A 21,205-nucleotide genomic window follows, 5' to 3' on the forward strand; every position below is an offset into this window, starting at 1 on the left:
CCGCCGCTCCGCGCGGCGCGCGCCGCCCTTCGGGGGTCCCTGGAACCTTGACGCGACAGCCGCCGCGCGCGACCCTCCCGCCGTGTCGGGCACGCTCGCGGACGGAACGATCTTCGCGCACCGCTATCGCGTGGCGCGCCTCCTCGCCGTGGGCGCGATGGGGTCCGTCTACGAGGTGGTGCACATCGAGACGAACCGCCGCCGGGCGCTGAAGGTGATGCACGCGTACCTCTTCCAGAGCGAGGAGATGCGCAGCCGCTTCAAGCGCGAAGCGCAGATCACGGCGGACATCGAGAGCGAGTACATCGTCGACGTCTTCGACGCGGGCATCGACGAGGCGACAGGCATGCCGTTCCTCGTGATGGAGCTGCTCCGCGGCGAGGAGCTCGGCCAGCGCCTCAAGCGCCTCGGCAGGCTGCCTCCCGGCGAGGTCGCGACGTACCTCCAGCAGACCGCGTCGGCCCTCGACCGGACCCACGCGGCGTCCATCATCCACCGGGATCTCAAGCCGGAGAACCTGTTCGTCACCCAGCGGGACGACGGGACGCCCCGCATGAAGATCCTCGACTTCGGCGTGGCGAAGCTGCTCGCCGAGGGCGGGACGGCGGCCGGCATCACGCGGAGCCTCGGGACGCCCATCTACATGGCGCCCGAGCAGTTCCGCACCGACACGAAGCTCACCAGCGCCGTCGACGTCTACGCGCTCGGGATGATCGCGTACACGCTGCTCGTGGGGGCGCCGTACTGGAGCCCGGAGGCGCTCAGCGCGAACGACGTGATCGCGTTCGCGCTCGTGGCCGTCCAGGGGCCGCAGGAGCCGCCGGTCCACCGGGCGATGTCGCAGCGGGTGGTGCTGCCGCAGGGCTTCGATGGCTGGTTCGCTCGGGCCACGGCCGTCGATCCAGCGGCGCGGTTCCGCCTCGCGAGCGATGCGGCGCAGGCGCTCTCCGAGCTGCTCGGCCTCGCCCCGGCCAGCAGCGGGCGTTCGCCCCGCCCGACCACGCCGCCCTGGGCCCTGGCGAGCCCCGCGGCGCACGCGCTCGCCACGCCGGCGCCCGCGCTCACCGCGCTCGCCGCGCCCGCGCTCACCGCGCCCTCGATCATGCCGCCGGTGGCGACGAGCGTCGGCCCGATGGGGCCGGAGCACCCGTCTCGCTCCCCGGTCGCGCCCCTCGCGGCGACCATGGAGACGTCGGTGACGTCCGTCCCTTCAGGGAACATCACGCCGATCGCGCCAAACCGAGCCCCGCTCGTCGCCGCCGCGGTCGTCCTCGGGCTCGGGGTGCTTGGCGCAGGGACCTGGCTCCTGATCCACGCCGGGACCCAGGCCGATCCGGCCGTGGCCGCGCCGCCTTCGGCCCCTGCGCCGGACGCCGCCTCGGCGAGCGCCGCAGCCACCGCTGCGCCGGACGCCGCCTCGGCGAGCGCCGCAGCCACCGCTGCGCCGAGCGCGACGCCGCCGGCAGCGCCGCCCGCGCCGCCGCCCAGCGCCTCCGCGCCAGCGCTCGCCGCGGAGCCCACCCAGCCCGCGACCAGCGCGAGGCCGGCCGCGCGCGGGGCGGCGGGCGCTCCCCCGAAGGCGACGCCGAGGCCCGCTTCGACCGGGCGAACAGGCGCCGCCGCTCGCCCCAAAGTCCCTTTGCTCGGACGAGATTGAGACCGATGTCCGCCGCGCCGCCGGTCCGACCCTCGCCGGCAGCGGTTGACACCTTCGCCCGTGGATGCCCCAGAACATGACACGTCGCCTGCGCCGGATGGCTCCTCTCGCTCTCGTCCTCTGGCCGCTCGCCGCCGCGACGCCCGCCGCGGCGCAGGACAGCGCGGCCGCGGAGGCCCTCTTCGACCGGGGCCTCGCCGAGATGGAGGCGGGCCGGTACGAGACGGGCTGCGACGCGATCGCCGAGAGCCATCGGATCGAGCCCAAGCCGGGGGCGCTCTTCACGCTGGCCGTCTGCGAGTCGAGGTGGGGCCGCGTCGCGAGCGCGTTCGCGCACTTCGGGGAGTACCTCGCGCTCCACGAGCAGCTGACGCCGGAGCAGAAGCGCCGGCAAGGCGAGCGGCCCAAGGTCGCCAAGGAGGAGCGCGAGAAGCTGGCCCCGCTCGTGCCGGAGCTCGCGCTCTCCCTCCCGCCCGGAGCCCCCGCGGGGACGGCGGTGAAGCGCGACGGCCGCGCGGTGGACAGCGCCGCGCTGGGCGCGAGCGTGCCGGTGGATCCGGGAGAGCACGTCGTGTCGACGCAGGCGCCGGGAGGGCCTGTCCAGGAGACGCGGATCCACCTCGCTCACGGCGAGAAGAAGCGCGTCGAGCTGCGGGTGAGCAGCGCGCCGGCGCCGTCCGCCGAGGGCCTTTCAGGCCGGCGGGCGGCCGTCTACGCGGCCGGCGGCGTCGGCGTCGCGGGGCTCGTGCTCGGCGGGGTGACGGGCGCGCTCACGCTCGGCAAGAAGAGCGCCGTCCGCGACCACTGCGGCAGCGGGATCGGCCTGAGCGACCCGACGGCCTGCGACCCGACGGGCCTGGACGCGGCGGAGAGCGCGAGCACCACAGGGCTCGTGAGCACGATCGGCTTCGGCGTGGGGCTGGCCGGGCTCGGGGCGGCGGCGGTCCTCTACCTGACCGAGCCGAAGCAGAGCGACATGACCGCCGGCGCGCCGTCAAGGCGGATCCGCGCAGGGGTGCTCGCGGCAGGCCCGGAGGGGGTCGTGCTCGGGGCGAGCGGGTCGTGGTGACGCGGCGGCGCCGCGGGCCGTCGCCGCCCTCGCCGCCTCTACCCGCCGGCGCGGAGGCGCGCTAGACCCGCCGCGTGCAGCTCATCCCCGCCATCGATCTCCTCGGAGGCCAGGCCGTGCGCCTCCATCAAGGGCGCTACGATCAGGTCACCGTCTACGACCAGGACCCGGCGGCGCTCGCCGCGCGCCTCCGCCGCGCCTGCGCTCGGCTGCACGTGGTCGACCTGGAAGGGGCCCGCGCCGGCCTGCCCGTCCAGGCCGACGCCGTCCGCGCCGTCATCGCGGCCTTCGGCGCGGAGGGCGGCAGCGTGCAGGTGGGCGGCGGCATCCGCTCCGCCGCCGCGGCCGAGAGCTACCTCGCGCTGGGCGCCGATCGCATCGTGCTCGGGACCGCCGCGGTGAACGACCCCGCGCTCGTGCGCGACCTCGCCGGCCGCTTCCCGGGGCGCGTCGTGGTCGCCGTCGACGCCAAGGACGGGCGCGTGGCCGTGCAGGGCTGGGAGCAGGTCTCCTCCGTCACCGCCCTCGACGTCGCCCGCGCGCTCGCCGGCGCCCCCGTCGCGGCGCTCCTCTACACCGACGTCTCCCGCGACGGCACGCAGGTCGGCCCCAACCTGGAAGCCACCCGCGAGCTCGCCGCCGCGTGCGGCTTCCCCGTCCTGGCCTCCGGCGGCGTCGGATCGCTCGCTCACCTGCGCGCGCTCGCGCAGATCCCCGGCGTCAGCGGCGTCATCGTGGGCCGCGCGCTCTACGAGGGGGCCTTCACGCTCGCCGAGGCGATCGAGGCGGCGAGCGCCTGACGGCGTGTGTGGGTTTTCGTGTACGATCCCCCCGACAATGCACGAGCGCGACGACCCACGGCCCTCCACACGCGAAGTCGCGGCGGAGGAGTTCCTGTTCCACCTGCACCGGGGCAGCGAGCTCCTGCAGGACAACCGGGTCCACGCCGCGAAGGCAGAGCTCGAGCGCGCGCTGTCGCTCCAGCCGAGCGATCCCAAGGGGCAAGACCTGCTCGGGATCGTCTACTTCCGGCTGGGGCTCTATCCGCGGGCGATCGCGATCTATGAGCGGTTGATCCAGGCCCACCCGGATGCGGTCGAGCCGCGCATCAACCTCGCGCTCTCGTACCTCAAGACCGGGCAGCCGGCGCAGGCGCGGGCCGAGCTCGAGAAGGCGCTCGAGCAGAACCCGAAGCACCAGCGCGCGTGGGGCTACCTGGGGCTCGCGTTCCAGCGCATGGGCGACTACGAGCGCGCGAGCCACGCGTTCGCGGCGGGCGGCCACGACGCGATGGCGCGCCGCCTGCTCGACATGACGAGCGGCGCCGCGAGCCGCTACGCGATGGAGCCGCCCGACACCGAGGATCAGCCGCCGATCGAGGCCAAGGCCGAGGTGCAGCGCGCCGCAGGCGAGGCGGTGCAGGCGCTCGATCGCGTCAGCGCGGGCTTCCGGCACGACTCGGATCTGCCGCGCATCCCGTCAGGGACATGGTCGGCCATCGAGCCTGGCCGCGAGACGATGCCGACCATCCCGGCGCCGCCGTCGTTCAAGAGCCTCGGGGCGGACGGCCGCGCGGGGGGCGCGACGAGCCCGCCCGGCGCGGGCAAGGCTCCCGGTCCGAGGGTCGGCGCGGCGCCGACGGTCCCGTCGATGCCGGCGGTGCAGGCGCCGCTGGGAGGGGGCGTGGCCCCGACCGTGCGCCGCAGCACGGTGGCGCCCGAGGAGCCCTCCGCGACGGGCCGCTTCGCGATCGCCGTCCCCGCGGCGGCGGACGCGGCGGCGGCGAGCAAGAAGGCGGCGGGGCGGCCGTCGTCGTCCTCGCTGCCGCCTCCCACGGCGGCGCCGGCCGCGCCGCCGCCGGCCGCGCCGCCGCCGCTGGAGACGCTCTCGGCGCTCGCGCGCGAGCGGCTGCTGGTCTTCCCGCGCGAGGCCGCGGTCACGCGGCACCCGACCGGCGTCGTGCTCGTGCAGTCGTCGAAGGGCTTCGTCGCCCGGCTCGACGCGCTGCGCACCATGAGCGTGCACTCCGGGACCGCCACGCACGTGCTGAAGCGGCAGGCGCGCGGGCGCATCTTCGACGAGCCGCTCGGCGGGCCGAGCACGCCCTTCATCGAGATCGGCGGGCGCTGCGAGCTCGTGCTCGGCGCGCCGGAGGGGCGGCGGCTCCACCCGGTGACGCTCGGGGAAGAGTCCATCTACCTGCGCGAGGACGTCCTCGCCGGCTTCGATCTGCCGATCGGCTACGAGAACGGCCGCCTGCCGGCCGGCGAGGGCGAGGCGATCGCGATGGTGCAGCTCCGCGGCCGCGGCCACATGGTCCTGTCGGTGCCCGAGCGCGCCGCCGCGCTGGAGATCACCCCGTCGCGGCCGACGTCGATGCGCGCGACCGCGGTGCTCGGGTGGATGGGCCGGCTCCTGCCGCGCACGCTGCCCGCCTCCGAGGCGCCCGGAGGGATACAGGGCTTCGTGACGTTCGGCGGAGAGGGGATGGTTCTGGTCGATGGTCGCTAGCGCGGGCACGTCCCTGCGGGGCATCAAGGCGCAGCGGCGGCGCACGCTCTGGGAAGACGCGCGGAACCTCCCGAACCTGCTCACGTTCGCCCGGATCCTCATGATCCCGGCCGTCCTCTTGCTGCTGTCGAGGGGCGCGCCGCGGGACTGCTTCTGGGCCGCGGGCGTCTACTCGCTCGCGGCGATCACCGACATGCTCGACGGCTACCTGGCGCGGCGGCAGGGCCTCGTGAGCGTGCTCGGCAAGTTCCTCGATCCGCTCGCCGACAAGCTCATCGTGGCCGCGACGCTCGTGTGGCTCGTGCCGATGGGCCGGATCCCGGCGTGGGCGGTGGTGCTGCTCATCTCGCGCGAGATCACGATCACGGCGCTCCGCTCCATCGCCTCGACCGAGGGGCTCGTCATCGCGGCGGGCGACGGCGGGAAGATCAAGACAGCGCTGCAGATGATCGGGATCGTCTGCCTGATCCTCGGCTACCCGTACCACATCCACCTCGGCGTCGACTTCGGAGAGGTCGACGTGGTGCACGTCGGACGGCTGCTCATCTATCTATCGCTCGTCTTCTCGATCACGAGCGCCGCGCAGTACATGGGCCTGTTCATCGACGCCATCGACGCCAAGAACCGGCCGGCCCCTCCGCAGTAGATGGGCAATAGGCAAGCCCGCCTGGTTCTGCTAGACCAGCGCGCGTGAAAGCCCCGAAGACATCGCGCAACGCCTTGCGCCCCGCGCTCCTCCTGGCCGCGCTCGCCGCGGCGCTCGTCGCCTCCGCCGCGAGCTGCAGCCGGCAGCAAGAGGGCGAGCCCTGCGAAATCGCGAACGGCAACGATGACTGCGCCGATGGCCTCGAGTGCATGGGCATCGGTCAGCAGCAGCAACAACATCGTTGCTGCAGACCGGATGTGATCACGCAGGTCTGCGATCCCAACCAGAATCCGACGACGAGCGGCACGGGCGGCAGCGGCGGTGGCACCGGCGGCAGCGGCGGTGGCACCGGCGGCAACGGAACGGCCGGGGGCGGCGGTACAGGCGAGGGCGGAAGCGGGGGCGGTACGGGTGGCGCCGGTGGTACCGGCGGAGGCGGGGGCGGCGCGGGTGGCGGCACCGGCGGCGCGGGTGGCGGCACCGGCGGCGCGGGCGGCACCGGCGGCGCGGGTGCCACCGGCGGCGCGGGCGGGCGCTAGCGCAGCGAAGACAGCCCCCGCATCCCACCCACAGAAGCGACAGGCGCGAGCGCTCCACGCCTCGCGCTTGCGTGGAGGGCAGACGCCACGGCGGCGCGCGTCGATGCGCCGCGCCGCGCGACGCCAGCAGCCTCAGGCCCTCAGGCCGTCACTTCAGCCCAGCGCGCGACGCGCACGCGCACGCCGCCTGAGCACGGCAGCTCCGGCGAGCGCGACCCCGGCGAGCGCCGTCCACGGCGCGACGGGCGCGCTCGGCTCGCCGGCGCGGCAAGCGCACCCCACGACCTCCGGCTCGGGATCCTCGACCGGATCGGTCGGATCCGGCGTCGCGCCGCCCGTGGAGCCGGCGGGCTCCGGCTCGACGGGCTCCGTCGGATCGACCGGCGGCTCCACCCCGAGATCGTCGCTCTCCACCGTCACGGACGAGGACGGACAGTTCTTGTGACCGATCACCAGGTAGTACGTCCGCGTGGGATCGAACGGCGGATCGGAGGTCTCGTCGATGACGAGCTCACCGCTCGTCTCCGTGATCCCCTCGACGCTGTAATCGTAGTTCGTGGCCTCCGGCAGGATCTCGCCCAGCGTGAAGCCGACGTGCCGGCCGGCCCTCACGTAGATGCTCCACTCGACGTCGTTGCCGCGGTCGGGCTCGAGCTCCACGGTGAAGCGGACGCCCTTCGCGGCCCGATCCGGCTTGCTCTTGAAGTGAAAGAGGCTCTGCAGGCTGAGCTGCGAGCGGTAATCCGCGCACGACGCCCCCGAGCCGAAGACCAGCGAGTCGATCCCGAACATGTTGGTCGTCTGCGACTTGCCCCCGCTCAGATCGAGCACCTCCTCGCAGTCGTCGAGTCCCCGGCTCTCGATCAGCGCGTCGACGGCGCCGGCGTCCGCCTCCGTGAGCTCGCCGGCGGTCACCAGCTTGCCGGTCGCCCTCTTCAGCGCCTTGGCGAAATCGCCGAACGAGGCGTTGGGGGTCAGCAGCGTCACGGTGCCCCAGACGAGCTTGTCACCCACCTTGGCCCCGAATTTCTCGCGCAACGACCACGCGAGGCTGCCGATCAGCTCGCCGTCCTCGTGCACCTCGCCCACCAGATCGCCGGGGCACGTCTTGGTGTCCTTCGCGAGGTCGCGCGCCATGCCGAAGGGCGCCAGCGTCGCCTCGCCGAGCGTGGAGTCGCCGTTCACGGTGCAGGCGAAATAGTCCGCGATGCCCTCATCGATGCTGCCGGCCCAGGGGGAGAGGCCATATTCGTTGATCGCGAACTGGCCCCCATTGTAGCCGACCGCGTTGGCGGAGACGTAATGGGTGAACTCGTGGAGGAACACGTCGGAGTCGTCCGAGAAGTCGAAGAACGAGCCCTGGCCGATGGCGATGAGGTTCGGCGCGCTGAAGGGCTCGCCCACGCCCTCTCCCGAGAAGAAGGCGTTGTCCATCGGCCGGCCCGCCTCCAGCATGTTGGCGACCGCGACGAGCTTCCAGCCAGGCGCCCCCATGTCGATCTGGTGGGTCGACACGAAGTAATCGCGCATCCGGGTGAGGTGGTAATAGATGCCGACCTGCGCGAACTGGTCGTGCGCATCCTCCGCGCTCGTGGGCGGGTCGTAGAGGAAGTCCTCCCCCGCGTTCGGCCCGACGCTCTGCTCCAGGGTGAGCGGGACACCGGCGGTGAGGTTGCCATCCACGTAATTCACCACCTTGAAGTTGCCGTTCCAGCCGCTCAAGGTCTGGGGGTCCGCCGCGTCGAGGCTGCTGAGCTCGAGATCCTGGACCTCGGGCGTGACCGCCGAGCTGATGGGGTAAACGCGCCCTCGCGCGTGCACGGCCAGCGAGCGCCTGTGGACGACCTTGCCGGCGTGCGCGTCGACGAGGTAGCGCTCCCCGCCGCGATCCGACCGGACATCGACGACCCAGACGAGCTTGCCGCCCGTCTCCGCCTCGGGAAACACCGCGAGCGCCGCGCTCGGCCGCTCCGCGAGCGTCATCCCGTAGGTCGCCTCGACCGCGCGCCGCGCGGCCTCCTCCACATGAGTCGGCGTCGTCGCGACCGACAAGCCCCGCGCCACGTCGAGCACCACGACCTCCGCGCGGTTGTCCCGGGTGAGATCGATCGCCACCGCGGCGCCGAGCACGGGCAGTCCGGCGTGGACCTGCGCAAACCGGACAGTGCGGTGATCGCCGTCCACGAGCTCGCTCTGGTAACGCAGCGAGACGCCCTGGAGGCGGAGGTCTGAAGCGGCGTGCTTCAGAGCCGCCTCCGCCGCGCCCCGCGCGCCATCCGTGCCGCGGAAGGACAGCGCCGCTCCTGGCGAGCCCTGCCGTAGCGTGTGCCACTCCGACGCGGCGGCGGGCCCCGCAGCGGCCAAGGCTGCGAGTGCGGTCAACGGAAGCAAGAGCGGCAGTCGTCTCATGGGTTCATCTCTCCGGCTGAATTTCTGCTGGCTTTCTGCAAGCAGCGCTCGCGTGAGGCGCGGCAGGGCCGGACCGACGAGCGCGACCAACGTAACGAGTTGCGTTGGCTCATCAAGGAGAAGCGACGCGACGTCCTCGCGGAAAATCAAGGAGTTGTGGCCGCGATTGCCTCGTTACGTGACCTCCCTGGTCAACCTGCGTGGTATGTCTCCGGCACCTTCAACGCAGGCTGCCGTGGCTCTCTCTGAAACAAACACCTCCATTGGATTCCCGGCGACGTTCGCCCCGAGCGACATCGTCTCCGCCTGTTCCCCGCGCCCCGCCGGTCCCTCCGGTGCGCCGCTGCCCCGACGGGTTCGCGTCGGCGGCCGCGTGCTCGAGGTCGCGGAGGGCGCGATCGTCGTCGGCGACGCGTTCAGCGCGCTGCGCGTCGCGCTCGAGGGCACGCCCGCGCCGTCGCTCGAGGTCGGCGATCTCGCGATCGTCGAGGGCGCGCCGGCGCCGGTCAACTGCGCGCTCGCGTCCGCGCGGCTCGTCGAGCGGATCGCGCCCCGGAGGCCGCCGCGGGCGCGCGCCGGCGCCGCGGCGCCGCCGTCGAGCGAGACGGAGCGCGCGCTCCATCGCGGGCGCGGCGCGGCGCTCGCGCAGCGCGCGGCGGCGCTCGCCGCGGTGCGGGCGCTGTTCGCCGAGCGCGGCTTCCTCGAGGTGGAGACGCCGAGCATGGTCCCCTCCCCCGGGCTCGATCTGCACCTCGACGCGTTCGCGGTGCAGGCGGCGCGCCCGACGTTCCTGATCACGAGCCCGGAGTACCAGATGAAGCGGCTGCTCTCGGGGGGCGTCCCGCGCTGCTTCCAGCTCGCGCGCTGCTTCCGGCGCGGGGAGCTCGGGGACAGGCACAACCCGGAGTTCACGATGCTCGAATGGTACCGCGCCTTCGCCGGCGTGGACGAGGTGATGGCCGACACCGAGGCGATCGTGCAGCGCGTCGCGGGCGCGCTGGGCGGGGAGGGCACGATCTCGACGTCCGGCAACCAGGTACGTTTGGAGCGGCCGTTCCCGCGCATCTCGATCGGCGAGGCGTTCGCGCGCTGGGCGGGCGTGCCCGCGGACGACGCGATCGCGCTCGCGTCGAGCGACGAAGAGCGGTTCTTCCGCCTGCTCGTGGACGCGGTGGAGCCGGCGATCGCCGCGCTGCCCCACCCGGTGTTCCTTGTCGATTTCCCCGCGCCGCTCGCGTCGCTCGCGCGGCTCAAGCCGAGCGATCCGCGGGTCTGCGAGCGGTTCGAGCTGTATGTCGCGGGCGTCGAGCTCTGCAACGGCTTCGGCGAGCTGACCGACCCGGTCGAGCAGCGCGCGCGGCTCCTCGCCGATCAGGCGGCGCGGGCCGCCCAGGGCAAGCCGGTCTATCCGATCGACGAGCGCTTCCTCGACGCGCTCGAGGAGGGGATGCCGCCCGCGGCGGGCAACGCGCTCGGGGTCGATCGCCTCGTCGCGCTGTGCCTCGGCGCCGCGTCGATCGGCGACGTCCTCGCGTTCCCGCACGGCTGGCTGTGACCGGCGCGGGGGTCCCCGACGGCGACGCGCGCCTCTCCCCGGAGGTCCTGTCGCAGCTCGCCCGCAAGTACCTCACGCTCGCGGAGCTCCGGCGCGCGCGGGCGGCCGGGGAGCCGATCCCCGGCAAGGAGGTGTTCCGCGCGCTCGCGGGGGAGTTCCCCGGCGCGCTGAACGAGCTCGACAACCTGCCCTTCGACGAGATCGAGCGGCGCCGCGACGCGCTCTCACGGGCCCTCGCCGGGGGCCCGGAGGAGCGCTGGATGGCCTGGATGCACGGCTATCACGCGCTGATGCGGGCGGCGCTCTACGTGAAGATCCGCGTCGCACGGCGGGAGGAGCTGTCCGACGCCGCCGCGGCGGCGCTCGCGGAGCGGGCGGCGAGGCACGCCGGCGCGCCGATCGACGCGGCGTTCGTGATCGCGGTCAAGGCGCCGCCGGACGGCCGGCTGAACCGCCTCGTCCTCGGCCGGCTCGCGGCGACGTTCGGCACGTCGATGGCGGAGATCCGGGGGACGATCTTCCCGCGGCGGCGGGCGGAGGGAGGCTGACGCGCGGCGCGCTCGGCCGAGCGCCCCCGTGACGACCGCCGGCCATCGGCTAAGCTCCGCGCCCGATGGAACGTCTCTTCTTCCTGCTCTCGGGCGTTTACGGGTTCCTCGCGGTGGCGCTCGGCGCCTTCGGCGCCCACGGGCTCAAGGCGACGCTCGACGCGGAGCCGGACGGCGCGCTGCGCCTCTCCTGGTGGCAAACGGGCGCCCAGTACCACCTCGCCCACGCGCTCGCGCTGGCGCTCGCCGCCCACCTCGCCGCGCGCACCGGCGGCGTTGCGGCGACGGTCGCCGGCTTCTGCTTCGCGGGCGGCGTGCTCTTCTTCTCCGGCAGCCTCTACGTGATGACCGTGACCGGCGTCCGCGTCCTCGGCATGGTCACGCCGTTCGGCGGGCTGCTCCTGCTCGCGGGCTGGGGCGCGGTGGCCGTGGCCGCGCTCGGGCTCGCGAAGGGCTGAGGCGCCCGGCAGCGGGCGCCGCCGCGCCTACGTCGTCCTGCGCGCGAAGAGCCGGCCGAACCGCGCCGACGCGCGCTCGCGGAGGGATGCCATGCGGGACCGGACCCGCCCCCAGCGCTCGCTGCGCGCGAGATCGTCGAGCAGCGAGTACGAGACCGGCGTGACGATCAGGGTGAGCAGCAGGCTCAGGGACTGGCCGCCGATGACCACCACGGCGATGGTCTGGCGCTCCTCGGCCCCGGGCCCCGTGCCCAGCCAGAGCGGGAGCATGCCCGCGACCAGGGCCAGCGTGGTCATCAGGATGGGCCGCAGCCGATCGCGGTTCGCCTGGAGGATCGCCTCCTCGCGCGGCACGCCCTCGCTCCGGAGCTTGTTCATGTGGTCGACCTGGAGGATCGAGTTCTTCTTCACCACGCCGAACAGCACGAGGAAGCCGAGCGCAGAGTACAGGTTCAGCGTGTTCCCGGTCGCCCACAGGCTGAGCAGCGCGAACGGCACCGACAGCGGCAGCGAGAGCAGGATCGTCGCCGGGTGCACCAGGCTCTCGAACTGCGACGCCAGGATCATGTACATGAGCACGATCGACAGGAGGAACGCCCAGATGAACTCGCCGAACGTGCGCTCGAGCTCCGCGCCGCGGCCGCGCACGCTGGTCGTGTACGCCGCGGGCATGTCCATCTCCCGGGCGGCGCCGCGCAGCGCCTCCAGCCGGTCGGCCAGCGCGTAGCCGGGGGCGACGCCGGCGCGCAGGCTCGAGACCCGCTGGCGATCGAGCCGGTCGATGCGCGACGGGCTCCTCGCCTCCTCGATGCGCACCAGGTTGTCGAGGCGCACAAGGTCGCCCCGGAGCAGCGGCGTCCCGGCCGAGGGCACCGCCACGCCGCCGGCGCCGCCCGGCGACGGCGCGGCCGGCGCGCGCGCCGTCCGGGGCACGTACAGGCGGCGGACGGCCGCCACCCGATCGCGATCCTCCTCGATGAGGCGCAGCTGCACGTCGTAGTTCTCGTTCTCGGCCTCGTCCCGGAAGCGCGAGACCGCCTGATCTCCGCCCACCATCAGGCGCAGCGCGGTCGCGATGTCCTGCGTCCGGACCCCGAGCTGCGCCGCGCGCTCGCGCTCGATGAGCACCCGGAGCTCCGGCCGGTCGATCTTCAGCGTCACGTCGGCGTCCACGATGCCGCCGAGCTGCGCGGAGCGCTCGCGGAGCTCGTTCGCATAACGCTCGAGCTGCTCGATGTCGGGGCCCTGGATCGCGAAGTCGATCTCGAAGTTCCCGCCGCCGATGTTGAACGACGGCACGTTGCGCACCGAGATCCGGAGATCGGAGTACTTGCGCAGCTTGCGCCGCACCTCCTGCATGACGTCCTTCTGCGAGTAGTTGTCCTTGAAGGCGCGCCATGGATGGCCGTAGAGCGTCTCCCGGAGCAGCCGCGTCAGGGAGAACGTGCGCTCGTCGTGCGGGGCGATCCGCACGAAGGCCTCGCCCGCGCTGACGCCGCCCACGAAGCCGCCGCCCGCGGTGGCGAGCACGCTCCGCACCCCGCGCACCCCGCGGACGTCGTCGCCGATCTGCCGCATCACGTCGTCCATCGCGCCGATGCTCGCGCTGAGCGGGGCCGTGACGCGGATCTCGAACTGCGCGTCGTCCGCGCCCGAGGGGATGTACTCCTGCTTCACGAGCCCGTAGAGCGGCACGGCCGACGCCATCACCAGCGCGCCCGAGACGGCGACGAGCGCCCGGTGCCGCATCGCGAACGCGAGGGCGCGCGTGTACCCGGCCTCCAGCCTCCCGTAAAAGCCCTCCCGCGTCGCCGCCTCGCCCCCGCCGCCCGGCCCCCCCGCCTCGCCCGCCCCGTGCGCGCGGGCGCCCTCCTCGCGGAGCAGGCGCGCGCTCATCATCGGGGTCAGCGTGAAGCTGACGAGCAGGCTCACGAGGATCGCGACCGTGGCCGTGATCCCGAACTGGAACAGGAACCGCCCCGAGATCGACGACATGAACGACACGGGGACGAAGATGACGACGAGCGACAGCGTCGTCGCGAGCACGGCGAGCCCGATCTCCTGCGTCGCGGCCCTGGCGGCCTCGAAGGAGTCCATCTTCTTCTCCTCGACGAAGCGGAAGATGTTCTCGAGGACGACGATGGCGTCGTCGATGACGATGCCCACCATCAGCACGAGGGCCAGCATCGTCACGCTGTTCAGCGTGAAGTCGAGCAGCCACATCATGCCGAACGTCGCGACGACCGACGTCGGGATGGCGACGCCCGCGATGATCGTGGACCGCCACGACCGCATGAAGAGCAGGACGACCGCGCACGCCAGGATGCTGCCGAGGACGAGGTGCACGTTGATCTCGTGCAGCGCCGTGTAGATGTAGCCCGACTGATCGCGGATCACCTCGAGCCGCACGTCCTCGGGCATCTGCTCGGAGAGCTTCGCCAGGTTGGCCTTCACGGCCTCGATCACCGCGACGGTGTTGGCGCCCGACTGCCGCACGACGTCGAGGACGACGGTGGGCTTGCCGTCGAGGCGGGCCAGCGAGCGCTGCTCGTAGGTGCCGTCCTCGGCGCGGCCGATGTCGCGCACCCGGACGGGCCGCCCGTCGACGGTGGCGACGACCAGATCGTTGAACGCGCCCGCGTCCTCGATGCGGCCCATCGTGCGCAGCGTCCGCTCCTCCTCCTTCCCCGTGACGTTCCCCGCGGGGATGTTCGCGTTCTGCTGCACGATCGCGTCGCGGACGGCGGTGATCGGCAGGCCGTACGCGGCGAGGCGGTCGGCGTTCAGCCAGATCTTGATGGCGCGCTGCTGCCCCCCCACGACGCGCACCTCGCCGACGCCCGACGACCGCTCGAGCTGGACCCGCACGAGCTTGTCGGCCACCTCGGTGAGCTCCCGGATCGAGCGATCGGCCGAGAGGGCGATCGACATGACCGGGGTCGAGTCGTTGTCCTGCTTCGCGATGACGGGCGGGTCGGTGCCCACCGGGAGCCGGCGCAGCGCCGCCTGCACGCGATCGCGGACGTCCTGCGCCGCCGAGTCGATGTCCCGGTCGAGGTTGAACGTGGCGATGACGACGGAGGTGCCGCTCGTCGAGATCGAGCGGAGCTCGGCGATCCCCTCGACGGTGTTGACCGCCGCCTCGATCTCCTCGGAGATCTCCGACTCGACGTCCTCGGGCGCGCCGCCGGGGAGCGTGGTGCGGACCGAGACCGTCGGCAGGTCCACGGCGGGGAAGCGATCCACGCCGAGCTTGAAGTACGCCACGGCGCCGACCACCACGAGGGCGAGCGTCAGCATGGCGGCGAACACGGGCCGCTGGATGCAGATCCTGGCGAGCGCTTGCACCCTAGCCCCCCTCCACCACGCGCACCGGCTGCCCCTGCTGGAGCGACCCGGGCCGGGCGACGACGGACTCCCCCGCCGCGACGCCGGACACGATCTCGATCCGATCCCCCGACGTCTTTCCGGTGGTGACCTGCTTCTCCTTCGCCTTGCCGTCCTCGACCGTGATGACCTTCGCGAGGCCGGCGAACCGGACGACGGCGGTCGCCGGCACGGTCGGCACGGGCCTCGAGCTCACGACGATCTGCGCGCTGACGAGGCTGCCCGGCCGCAGGTGGCCGGGGTTCTTGATGTCGCTCTCCACGAGCAGGGTGCGGCTCTGCGGATCGAGCGCGGGCGCGAGGCGCGCGACCGTCCCCGGATAGGTGGCGCTGTCTCCCTGGAGGGTCACGCGCACGGGCTGGCCCGCGCGCACGCTGGCCGCCTCGAGCTCGGGGATGGCCACGCGCAGCCTCAGCGGGTCGATCCGGACGACGTCCACGATCGGCGCCCCGGCGGCGAGGTACTGGCCGACGTTCGCTCTCCGCACCTGGACGACGCCATCGAGCGGCGACCGCACCAGGGTGTCGGCGAGCTGCTGCCGCGCCATGCGCAGCTCGGAGCGCCGCTGGCGGACGGCGGCCTCGCGGATGCGCACCTCCTCCCGCGCCGACTGCACGGCGGTCTCCGCGCGGACCGCCGCCGCCTCGGCCGCGTCGAGGTCCATGCCCGACATCAGCCCTTCCCTGGCGAGCCCCCGCGCCCGGACCTGGTTGGCCTGCGCTTCCTTGAGCGTCGCGAGGGCCTGCCTCACGACCGCCGTGCCCTCGATATCGAGCTCGCTGTCAGGCCCGTCCGGGGGCAAGCCGAGCTGCGCGCGGCTCTGCGCCAGCGCGGCCGTGGCCTGCTCGATGCGCAGCTCGTAGTCCCGCGCCTCCAGCCGAGCGACGACCTGATCTCGCTGGACCGGGCTCGCCAGGTCGACCGAGATCGAGGCGAGGCGCCCGGCCACCTTGGCCCCGAGCGTCACCTGCTCGTCGGCGTCGAGGGTCCCCGAGATGTCGATGGCCTGCTCCATGACGAGCTCCGTCACGGGGGCGAGCGTCACCTCCTTGACGCTGGCCGCAGGCTTCTCCGCCTTCGCGCCGCCGGGCTGGGACGCTCCCTGATTGCACGCGAGGCAGTGCAGAGCGACCGCGAACGCGACCGCCGATGCCCAGAGCCCCCTTGGCGGGCCGGAGGCGCGGTGACGGGAGTTTTCGGGCTGGCGAAGCTCGGAAAGGACGGTCCACATGGCGGCGGCCTCAGATGACCAGGAACGCCCCCCCGAGCGCGTGTTCGCCGCAGGATATTGGACGCATCAGGGTTGGAGCGCAACGTGCGCGTGGGCACGCCGCGGCGGTGTCCGCTTCGCGAAAGTGGCTGGGATCGGGCTCTCGACGTGTCGGATCGCTCTGCCGTCCTATCGGATCGCGCTCCCGGCATGTCCGATCGCGCTGCCGTCAGGTCGATTCAGGCGCAGGCGCTGCCGGTGTCTCGATCAACGTGATCGGTGTGCTAGTTCCGCCCGCCAGGGATCCGGAGAGAGAATTCAACGCAAAGGCGCAAAGGCGCAAAGGCGCAAAGGCGCAAACGAAAGAACAATCGTCGTGCATTCTTGCGTCTTGGCATCTTGGCGTTGAATGCTCTCCGCTGGCGAGGCGAGAAGGCTGGGTCGTCGCCCTCACATCGCTGCTCCCGCGGCAGCGGACATCGCCTGTCCCGGCGCGGCCGCGGCCACGGGCAGGAGCGGCACGCCGTCGCGGTAGATGACGACGTTCCCGAGCGCGGCCGGCACCCGCGGCCCCGGCGTGACGATGCCGACCAGGTTCAGCGGGTCGCACGCCGAGAGCTGCACGATCTCGCCGGACAGGGGCTCTCGCCGGACGGCGCGGAGCGCGTCGAGCGCCTCGGGCAGCGCGAAATGCTCGCCCACGAAGCCGGCGACGAGGTGCCCTCCCCGGAGCTGACCCGCCATCTCGAGCCGCCGGTAGACCCGGAGGAGGTCGCGCCACGCGGGCGGCCGCGGCTCGCGCGCGAGCAGCTCGCGACAGACCACGCCGTAGCGGCGCAGGTACTGGTGCGCGAGCGCCTCGACGGCGTCGGGGCCCTCGGCGCCGTCGCCGGCAGCGGGCGCGAACGCGTCCGGGCGCGATCGAAGGAGCGACCACCTGCCCGACGCGACGGGGCCGCCCCGGCGCGCCCCGCCGCGCAGGCGGCCCGCGCCCAGCGCGACGGCCGCGCCGCCGAGCAGCGAGCGCAGCGCCGCGAAGCCGTCGCCGGTCACGAGGCCCGCGGCGACGAGCTCCCAGAGCGCCTCCTCGACCTCGTCCCGGGAGCGGCCCGCGCCGCCCACGCCGACGGCGAGGTCGTCGAAGAACGACGCGCCCGCGCGCGTCAGGAACGACAGCACGCCCTGCGCCGCCTCGGAGAGCGACGCCGGCGGCGGCGCGCCCTCGGCCTCCCGCGGCGCGAGGAGCCACGGGAGATCGCGGCGCAGCGCGAGCGTGATCGGCGCAGCGCGCGTCGGCGCCGCCGCGTCGCGCGGGACCACGCGGCCCCACGCCACCTCGCCGGACAGGCAGAGCGCGTCGAGCAGCCCCTCGTCGTAGCCGGCCACGCGCGCGGGCAGCACCGCCTGCTCCCACGCGCCGGCGGCGAGCTCGAAGCCCTGCAGCTGCTCGATCACCCGCCCGAGGCCCCCCGGCCCGCGCGCCTGCGTGCCCGGCCGCACGCCCTGCCACGCCAGGAGGAACCGGAGGAGCTCCGCCGCGGTCGCGGGCTCGATCGCCTTGCGCAGGCCGGTGACGGTGCGGCGGTGGATGCGGGCGAGGAGACGGCGATCGCACCACTCCGTCGACAGATCGCCCGCGCCGCCCGCGGCGGGCTGCGCCGGCCGCGAGGGCGCGCTCGGCAGGAAGCGCCCGCGCAGCGCGCCGCCGGCGAGCTCGATCCGCGCGAGCGCGGACAGCGCCTCGGACGCGGGCACGTCGAGCCGCGACGCGAGATCCTCGGTCGAGATCGGCCCCGCGGCGCTCAGGAAGCCGCGGACGAGCGCCGTGATCGCGGCGCCGCGATCGACCGCCCCGGCGGCCCCGCGCACGGCGGGCGGCACCGCGACGTCGGGCGCAAACACCGCCTCCGGCCAGATCACCTCGACGAGCGGCCTCCGCTCGGTCGCCACCCAGCGCGGCGCGCGCGGCGCGCCGGCCCCCGCGCCCGGAGCAGCGCCCACCTCGGCCGCGCGCCCCGCGGCGCAGAGCGCCTCGAAGTGCCTCGCGAGGCCGCTCCGGATCCCCTCCTCCGCGGGGAGCGCGACCCGGTCGAGCAGGAGCTCGTGCAGCTCGTCCGCGTCGCGCACGTCCGGCCGCGCCTCGGCGACCACCTCGGCGACGAGCGCCGGATCGAGCCCGCCCAGCCGCTCGACGACCTCCGCCGGGAGCCCGCGCCGCACCCGGACCGCCCTCGCGCGGCGCTCCTCCAGCGGGGCGTCGTCGAGGAACGCGTAGGGGTTCGCGTTCAGGATCTCGTGCGAGAAGACGCTCGGCTCCGGCGTGTCGAGCGCGACGACGCGGATCGCCCCGCTGCGCAGGCCGACGAGCAGCGCGCGCAGCCCCTCGACATCCATCAGCTCGGTCAGGCAGTCGCGCAGCGCCTCGCGGACGAGCGGGTGATCCGGCGGCTCGACGTGCGCGAAGAGCCCGTGGTTGTCCTGGCAGCCCTGCTGCTCGGGGAAGATCGAGAGCAGGAGGTCGTCGGCGCGCATGCGCTGGAGCGCCGGCGGCACCCGGCGGCCCCCGCGGAACCGGAGCAGCGCGAGCGCGCGGGACGCGGCCCAGCGGAAGCGCGTGCGGAACATCGGGCCCTGGAGAGCCGCCTGGACGAGCACCTCCTCGAGGCCCTCGGGGCGGACCAGATCGAGCACCTCGTCGATCGGGAGCCCGTGCTCCGCCGACAGCGAGAGCAGCACGCCGTCGTCGGTCGCCGCCGCCTGGAGCTCGAAGTCGAACGAGCGGCAGAAGCGCTTGCGCAGCGCGAGCCCGAGCGCGCGGTTCACGCGGCCGCCGAGCGGCGTGTGGACGACGATCTGCTGCCCCCCGGCCTCGTCGAAGAAGCGCTCGACAACGACGGTCGCGCCGCCCGGGACCGCGCCGAGCGCCGCGCGCCCCGCCTCGATGTAGTCGCGCACGAGCAGCGCCCCGCGCGCGTCGAGCGCGCACGCCTCCATGAGCCAGCGCGCCGCCCGGGACCGCGCCGCCCGCGCCTCCTCGCCGCCCTGGCCCCGCTCGGCCGCCGGCCGCGCCCCATCGGCCCGCTCCTCGTCGAGGCGCGCCGCGACCTCGGCGCGGAGCGCGGCGACCTCGGCCGAGAGCTCCGGCGTGCGTGCCGGCGCCTCCCCGAGCCAGAACGGCACCGTCGGCGCGGCGCCGTGGGCGTCCTCGACCCACATCTGGCCGCCCTCCAGCCGGAGCACCCGCCAGGAGGTGTTGCCCAGCAGGAAGACGTCGCCCCCGGACGACTCGATCGCGAAATCCTCGTCGAGCGTGCCGACCTTGGTGCCGTCGGGCTGGAGCACCACGTCGACGGCCGCGATGTCGGGGATCGCCCCGCCCGAGGTGAGCGCCGCGAGCCGCGCGCCGCGCCGCCCGCGCAGCCGGCCGCCGATCGCGTCGCGGTAGACGAGCGACCCGGCCCGCTGCCGCGCGCCACGGGCCGCGGACGCGCCGTCGTCCGCCGCGGCGGCGCCGCCCGAGACCATGGCCACCACCGCGTCGAAGTCGCGGCGCGAGAGGCCTTCGTAAGGCGCGGCCCTTCGGACGAGCGCGTAGAGCCCCTCTTCGTCCCGCTCTTCGCACGCGCACGCGGCGATGATCTGCTGCGCGAGCACGTCGAGCGGCCCCTCGCGCGACGCCATCCGATCGAGCTCGCCGCGGCGCGCCGCGCGCACGATCGCCGCGCACTCGACGAGCTGGTCGCGCGTCAGCGGGAAGAGCCGCCCGCGCGGCGTCGCGGCGAGGGCGTGGCCCGAGCGGCCGATGCGCTGGAGGGCCACGTTGATCGACCGCGGCGAGCCGACGAGGCAGGCGAGGTCGACCGCGCCGACGTCGATGCCGAGCTCGAGCGACGCGGTCGCGACGACGACCCGGAGCTCCCCGGCCTTGAGGCGCCGCTCCGCCGAGAGGCGCCGGGCCCGCGAGAGGCTGCCGTGGTGGGCCGCCACGACGTCCTCGCCGAGCCGCGCGCCGAGCGCGTGCGCGACCCGCTCGACGAGGCGGCGCGTGTTGACGAACACCAGCGTCGACCGCGCCCCCTCCGCGAGCGCCGCGATGCGGTCGTAGATCTCGGTCCACTGCTCGTGCGTGCAGACCGCGCCGAGCTCGTCGCGGGGCACCTCGATGGCGAGATCGAGATCCCGCCGCTGCCCGACGTCGACGATCTGGGGCAGCTCGCGCGCGCCGGCGACGAGCCGGGCGGCGATCTCGATGGGGCGGACCGTGGCGCTGAGGCCCACGCGCTGCGGCCGGGCGCCGCCCTGGCCGATCACGAGGTCCTCGAGCCGCTCGAGCGAGAGCGCGAGGTGGGCGCCGCGCTTGTCGCCGGCGATCGCGTGGACCTCGTCGAGGATCACCGTGCGCACCCCGGAGAGCGCGCGCCGCCCCGACGCGCTGGTCAGCAGGATGAACGCGGACTCCGGCGTCGTGACGAGCACGTGCGGCGGCCGGGCCGCCATGGCGCGCCGCTCCGCCGCAGGGCTGTCGCCGGTCCGGACGAGGGCCCGGATGCCCGGCGCGGGCAGGCCCGCCGCCTCCATGGCCGCCGAGATCTCGGCGATCGGCTGCTCGAGGTTGCGGTGGACATCGTGGGAGAGCGCCTTCAGCGGCGAGATGTAAAGGACGTCCGTGCGGTCCTCGAGGGCGCCACGCGCCGCGTCGCGGACGAGCCGGTCGAGGCAGAAGAGGAAGGCCGCGAGCGTCTTGCCGGCGCCGGTCGGCGCGCTGATCAGCGCGTCGCGGCCGGCCGCGATGACCGGCCAGGCGCGCTCCTGCGCGGGGGCGGGGGCGCCGAAGCGGTCACGAAACCACCGGTCGACGACGGGGTGAAACATCGCGTCGAGGGTAGCCCGCCGGGGGGAGAGGCGGAAGCGAGAGGGGCGGGCGGTTGGCGTGGGGGAGCGGTGCTGGGCGAGGGCCCGCGGCGACCTGGGCGAGCGCTCGACGAAAGAAATCGACAGACGCCTGTCGGGTTCTCTGGGCGGCGCGCTTCGCCTCCAACATCCGGCTCGTCGCGTTCGACATGAACGAGCTCGCGACGTCGGCTGGCCTGGACGCCGTCGTCGGCCTGGACGAGCTGAGCTTCAAGAAAGCGATGCTCTGCGGGCAATTCACCCTGCGCGATCGCTCCTGAGCCGGCTGCACCGCTCCTCCCGCTTGCATGAGGCGTCCCGGAGAT

13 protein-coding genes are annotated in these 21,205 nt (G+C 74.0%); 9 read left to right on the plus strand and 4 right to left on the minus strand.

Translation table 11 applies throughout. The annotated features are described in order from the left end of the window. Positions 1 to 82: 82 nt before the first annotated feature. The 6 genes from ACSRUE_RS33735 to ACSRUE_RS33760 all read left to right on the plus strand — a co-directional run bounded on the left by ACSRUE_RS33735 (position 83) and on the right by ACSRUE_RS33760 (position 6,422). Positions 83 to 1,657, plus strand: a complete 1,575-nt coding sequence (locus tag ACSRUE_RS33735) for a serine/threonine-protein kinase (protein ID WP_441287184.1) — start codon at positions 83 to 85, stop codon at positions 1,655 to 1,657. 97 nt (positions 1,658 to 1,754) lie between these two features. Then, on the plus strand, positions 1,755 to 2,726 hold the full coding sequence (locus ACSRUE_RS33740; RefSeq protein WP_441287185.1) for a hypothetical protein: 972 nt from the start codon (positions 1,755 to 1,757) through the stop codon (positions 2,724 to 2,726). A 74-nt stretch (positions 2,727 to 2,800) separates the two neighbouring features. Beyond that, entirely contained in the window at positions 2,801 to 3,526 is a 726-nt protein-coding gene (gene hisA, locus ACSRUE_RS33745; RefSeq protein ID WP_437768324.1) for a 1-(5-phosphoribosyl)-5-[(5-phosphoribosylamino)methylideneamino]imidazole-4-carboxamide isomerase, read from the plus strand. A 37-nt stretch (positions 3,527 to 3,563) separates the two neighbouring features. Next, positions 3,564 to 5,237 carry a tetratricopeptide repeat protein gene (locus ACSRUE_RS33750; protein ID WP_441287186.1) on the plus strand — a complete coding sequence of 558 codons (1,674 nt, stop codon included), beginning with the start codon at positions 3,564 to 3,566 and terminating at the stop codon, positions 5,235 to 5,237. Further along, a complete protein-coding gene (pgsA, locus tag ACSRUE_RS33755; RefSeq protein ID WP_437768326.1) occupies positions 5,227 to 5,883 on the plus strand; it encodes a CDP-diacylglycerol--glycerol-3-phosphate 3-phosphatidyltransferase in 657 nt (218 codons plus the stop codon). Before ACSRUE_RS33750 ends, pgsA begins: the two co-directional genes overlap by 11 nt. A gap of 44 nt (positions 5,884 to 5,927) precedes the next feature. Beyond that, positions 5,928 to 6,422 (plus strand): hypothetical protein, encoded by a 495-nt coding sequence (locus tag ACSRUE_RS33760; RefSeq protein WP_441287187.1) that lies wholly within the window; start codon positions 5,928 to 5,930, stop codon positions 6,420 to 6,422. Positions 6,423 to 6,575: 153 nt separating this feature from the next. Here the strand turns inward: ACSRUE_RS33760 and ACSRUE_RS33765 are convergent, their stop codons facing one another. Beyond that, positions 6,576 to 8,831: an MYXO-CTERM sorting domain-containing protein gene (locus ACSRUE_RS33765; protein WP_441287188.1), complete on the minus strand. Its 2,256-nt coding sequence runs from the start codon at positions 8,829 to 8,831 to the stop codon at positions 6,576 to 6,578. A 373-nt stretch (positions 8,832 to 9,204) separates the two neighbouring features. Here ACSRUE_RS33765 and epmA point away from each other — a divergent pair, with 373 nt between their 5' ends. From epmA to ACSRUE_RS33780, 3 genes are all read left to right on the plus strand, one after another. Continuing rightward, a complete protein-coding gene (epmA, locus tag ACSRUE_RS33770; protein WP_441287189.1) occupies positions 9,205 to 10,386 on the plus strand; it encodes an EF-P lysine aminoacylase EpmA in 1,182 nt (393 codons plus the stop codon). Then, positions 10,383 to 10,934, plus strand: coding sequence for a hypothetical protein (locus ACSRUE_RS33775; RefSeq protein ID WP_437768330.1), 552 nt, complete (start codon positions 10,383 to 10,385; stop codon positions 10,932 to 10,934). Before epmA ends, ACSRUE_RS33775 begins: the two co-directional genes overlap by 4 nt. A gap of 65 nt (positions 10,935 to 10,999) precedes the next feature. Beyond that, positions 11,000 to 11,392 (plus strand): DUF423 domain-containing protein, encoded by a 393-nt coding sequence (locus tag ACSRUE_RS33780; protein ID WP_441287190.1) that lies wholly within the window; start codon positions 11,000 to 11,002, stop codon positions 11,390 to 11,392. A 27-nt stretch (positions 11,393 to 11,419) separates the two neighbouring features. On the opposite strand, the gene ACSRUE_RS33785 is transcribed toward ACSRUE_RS33780, so the two are convergent. The 3 genes from ACSRUE_RS33785 to ACSRUE_RS33795 all read right to left on the minus strand — a co-directional run bounded on the left by ACSRUE_RS33785 (position 11,420) and on the right by ACSRUE_RS33795 (position 20,861). Beyond that, positions 11,420 to 14,740 carry an efflux RND transporter permease subunit gene (locus ACSRUE_RS33785; RefSeq protein WP_441287191.1) on the minus strand — a complete coding sequence of 1,107 codons (3,321 nt, stop codon included), beginning with the start codon at positions 14,738 to 14,740 and terminating at the stop codon, positions 11,420 to 11,422. A 1-nt stretch (position 14,741) separates the two neighbouring features. Beyond that, positions 14,742 to 16,010, minus strand: coding sequence for an efflux RND transporter periplasmic adaptor subunit (locus tag ACSRUE_RS33790; RefSeq protein WP_441287192.1), 1,269 nt, complete (start codon positions 16,008 to 16,010; stop codon positions 14,742 to 14,744). 429 nt (positions 16,011 to 16,439) lie between these two features. Continuing rightward, a complete protein-coding gene (locus ACSRUE_RS33795; protein ID WP_441287193.1) occupies positions 16,440 to 20,861 on the minus strand; it encodes a DEAD/DEAH box helicase in 4,422 nt (1,473 codons plus the stop codon). Positions 20,862 to 21,205 lie beyond the last annotated feature (344 nt).

This window comes from Sorangium sp. KYC3313, assembly GCF_052075895.1.
GTDB classification, from domain to species: domain Bacteria; phylum Myxococcota_A; class Polyangia; order Polyangiales; family Polyangiaceae; genus Sorangium; species Sorangium cellulosum_B.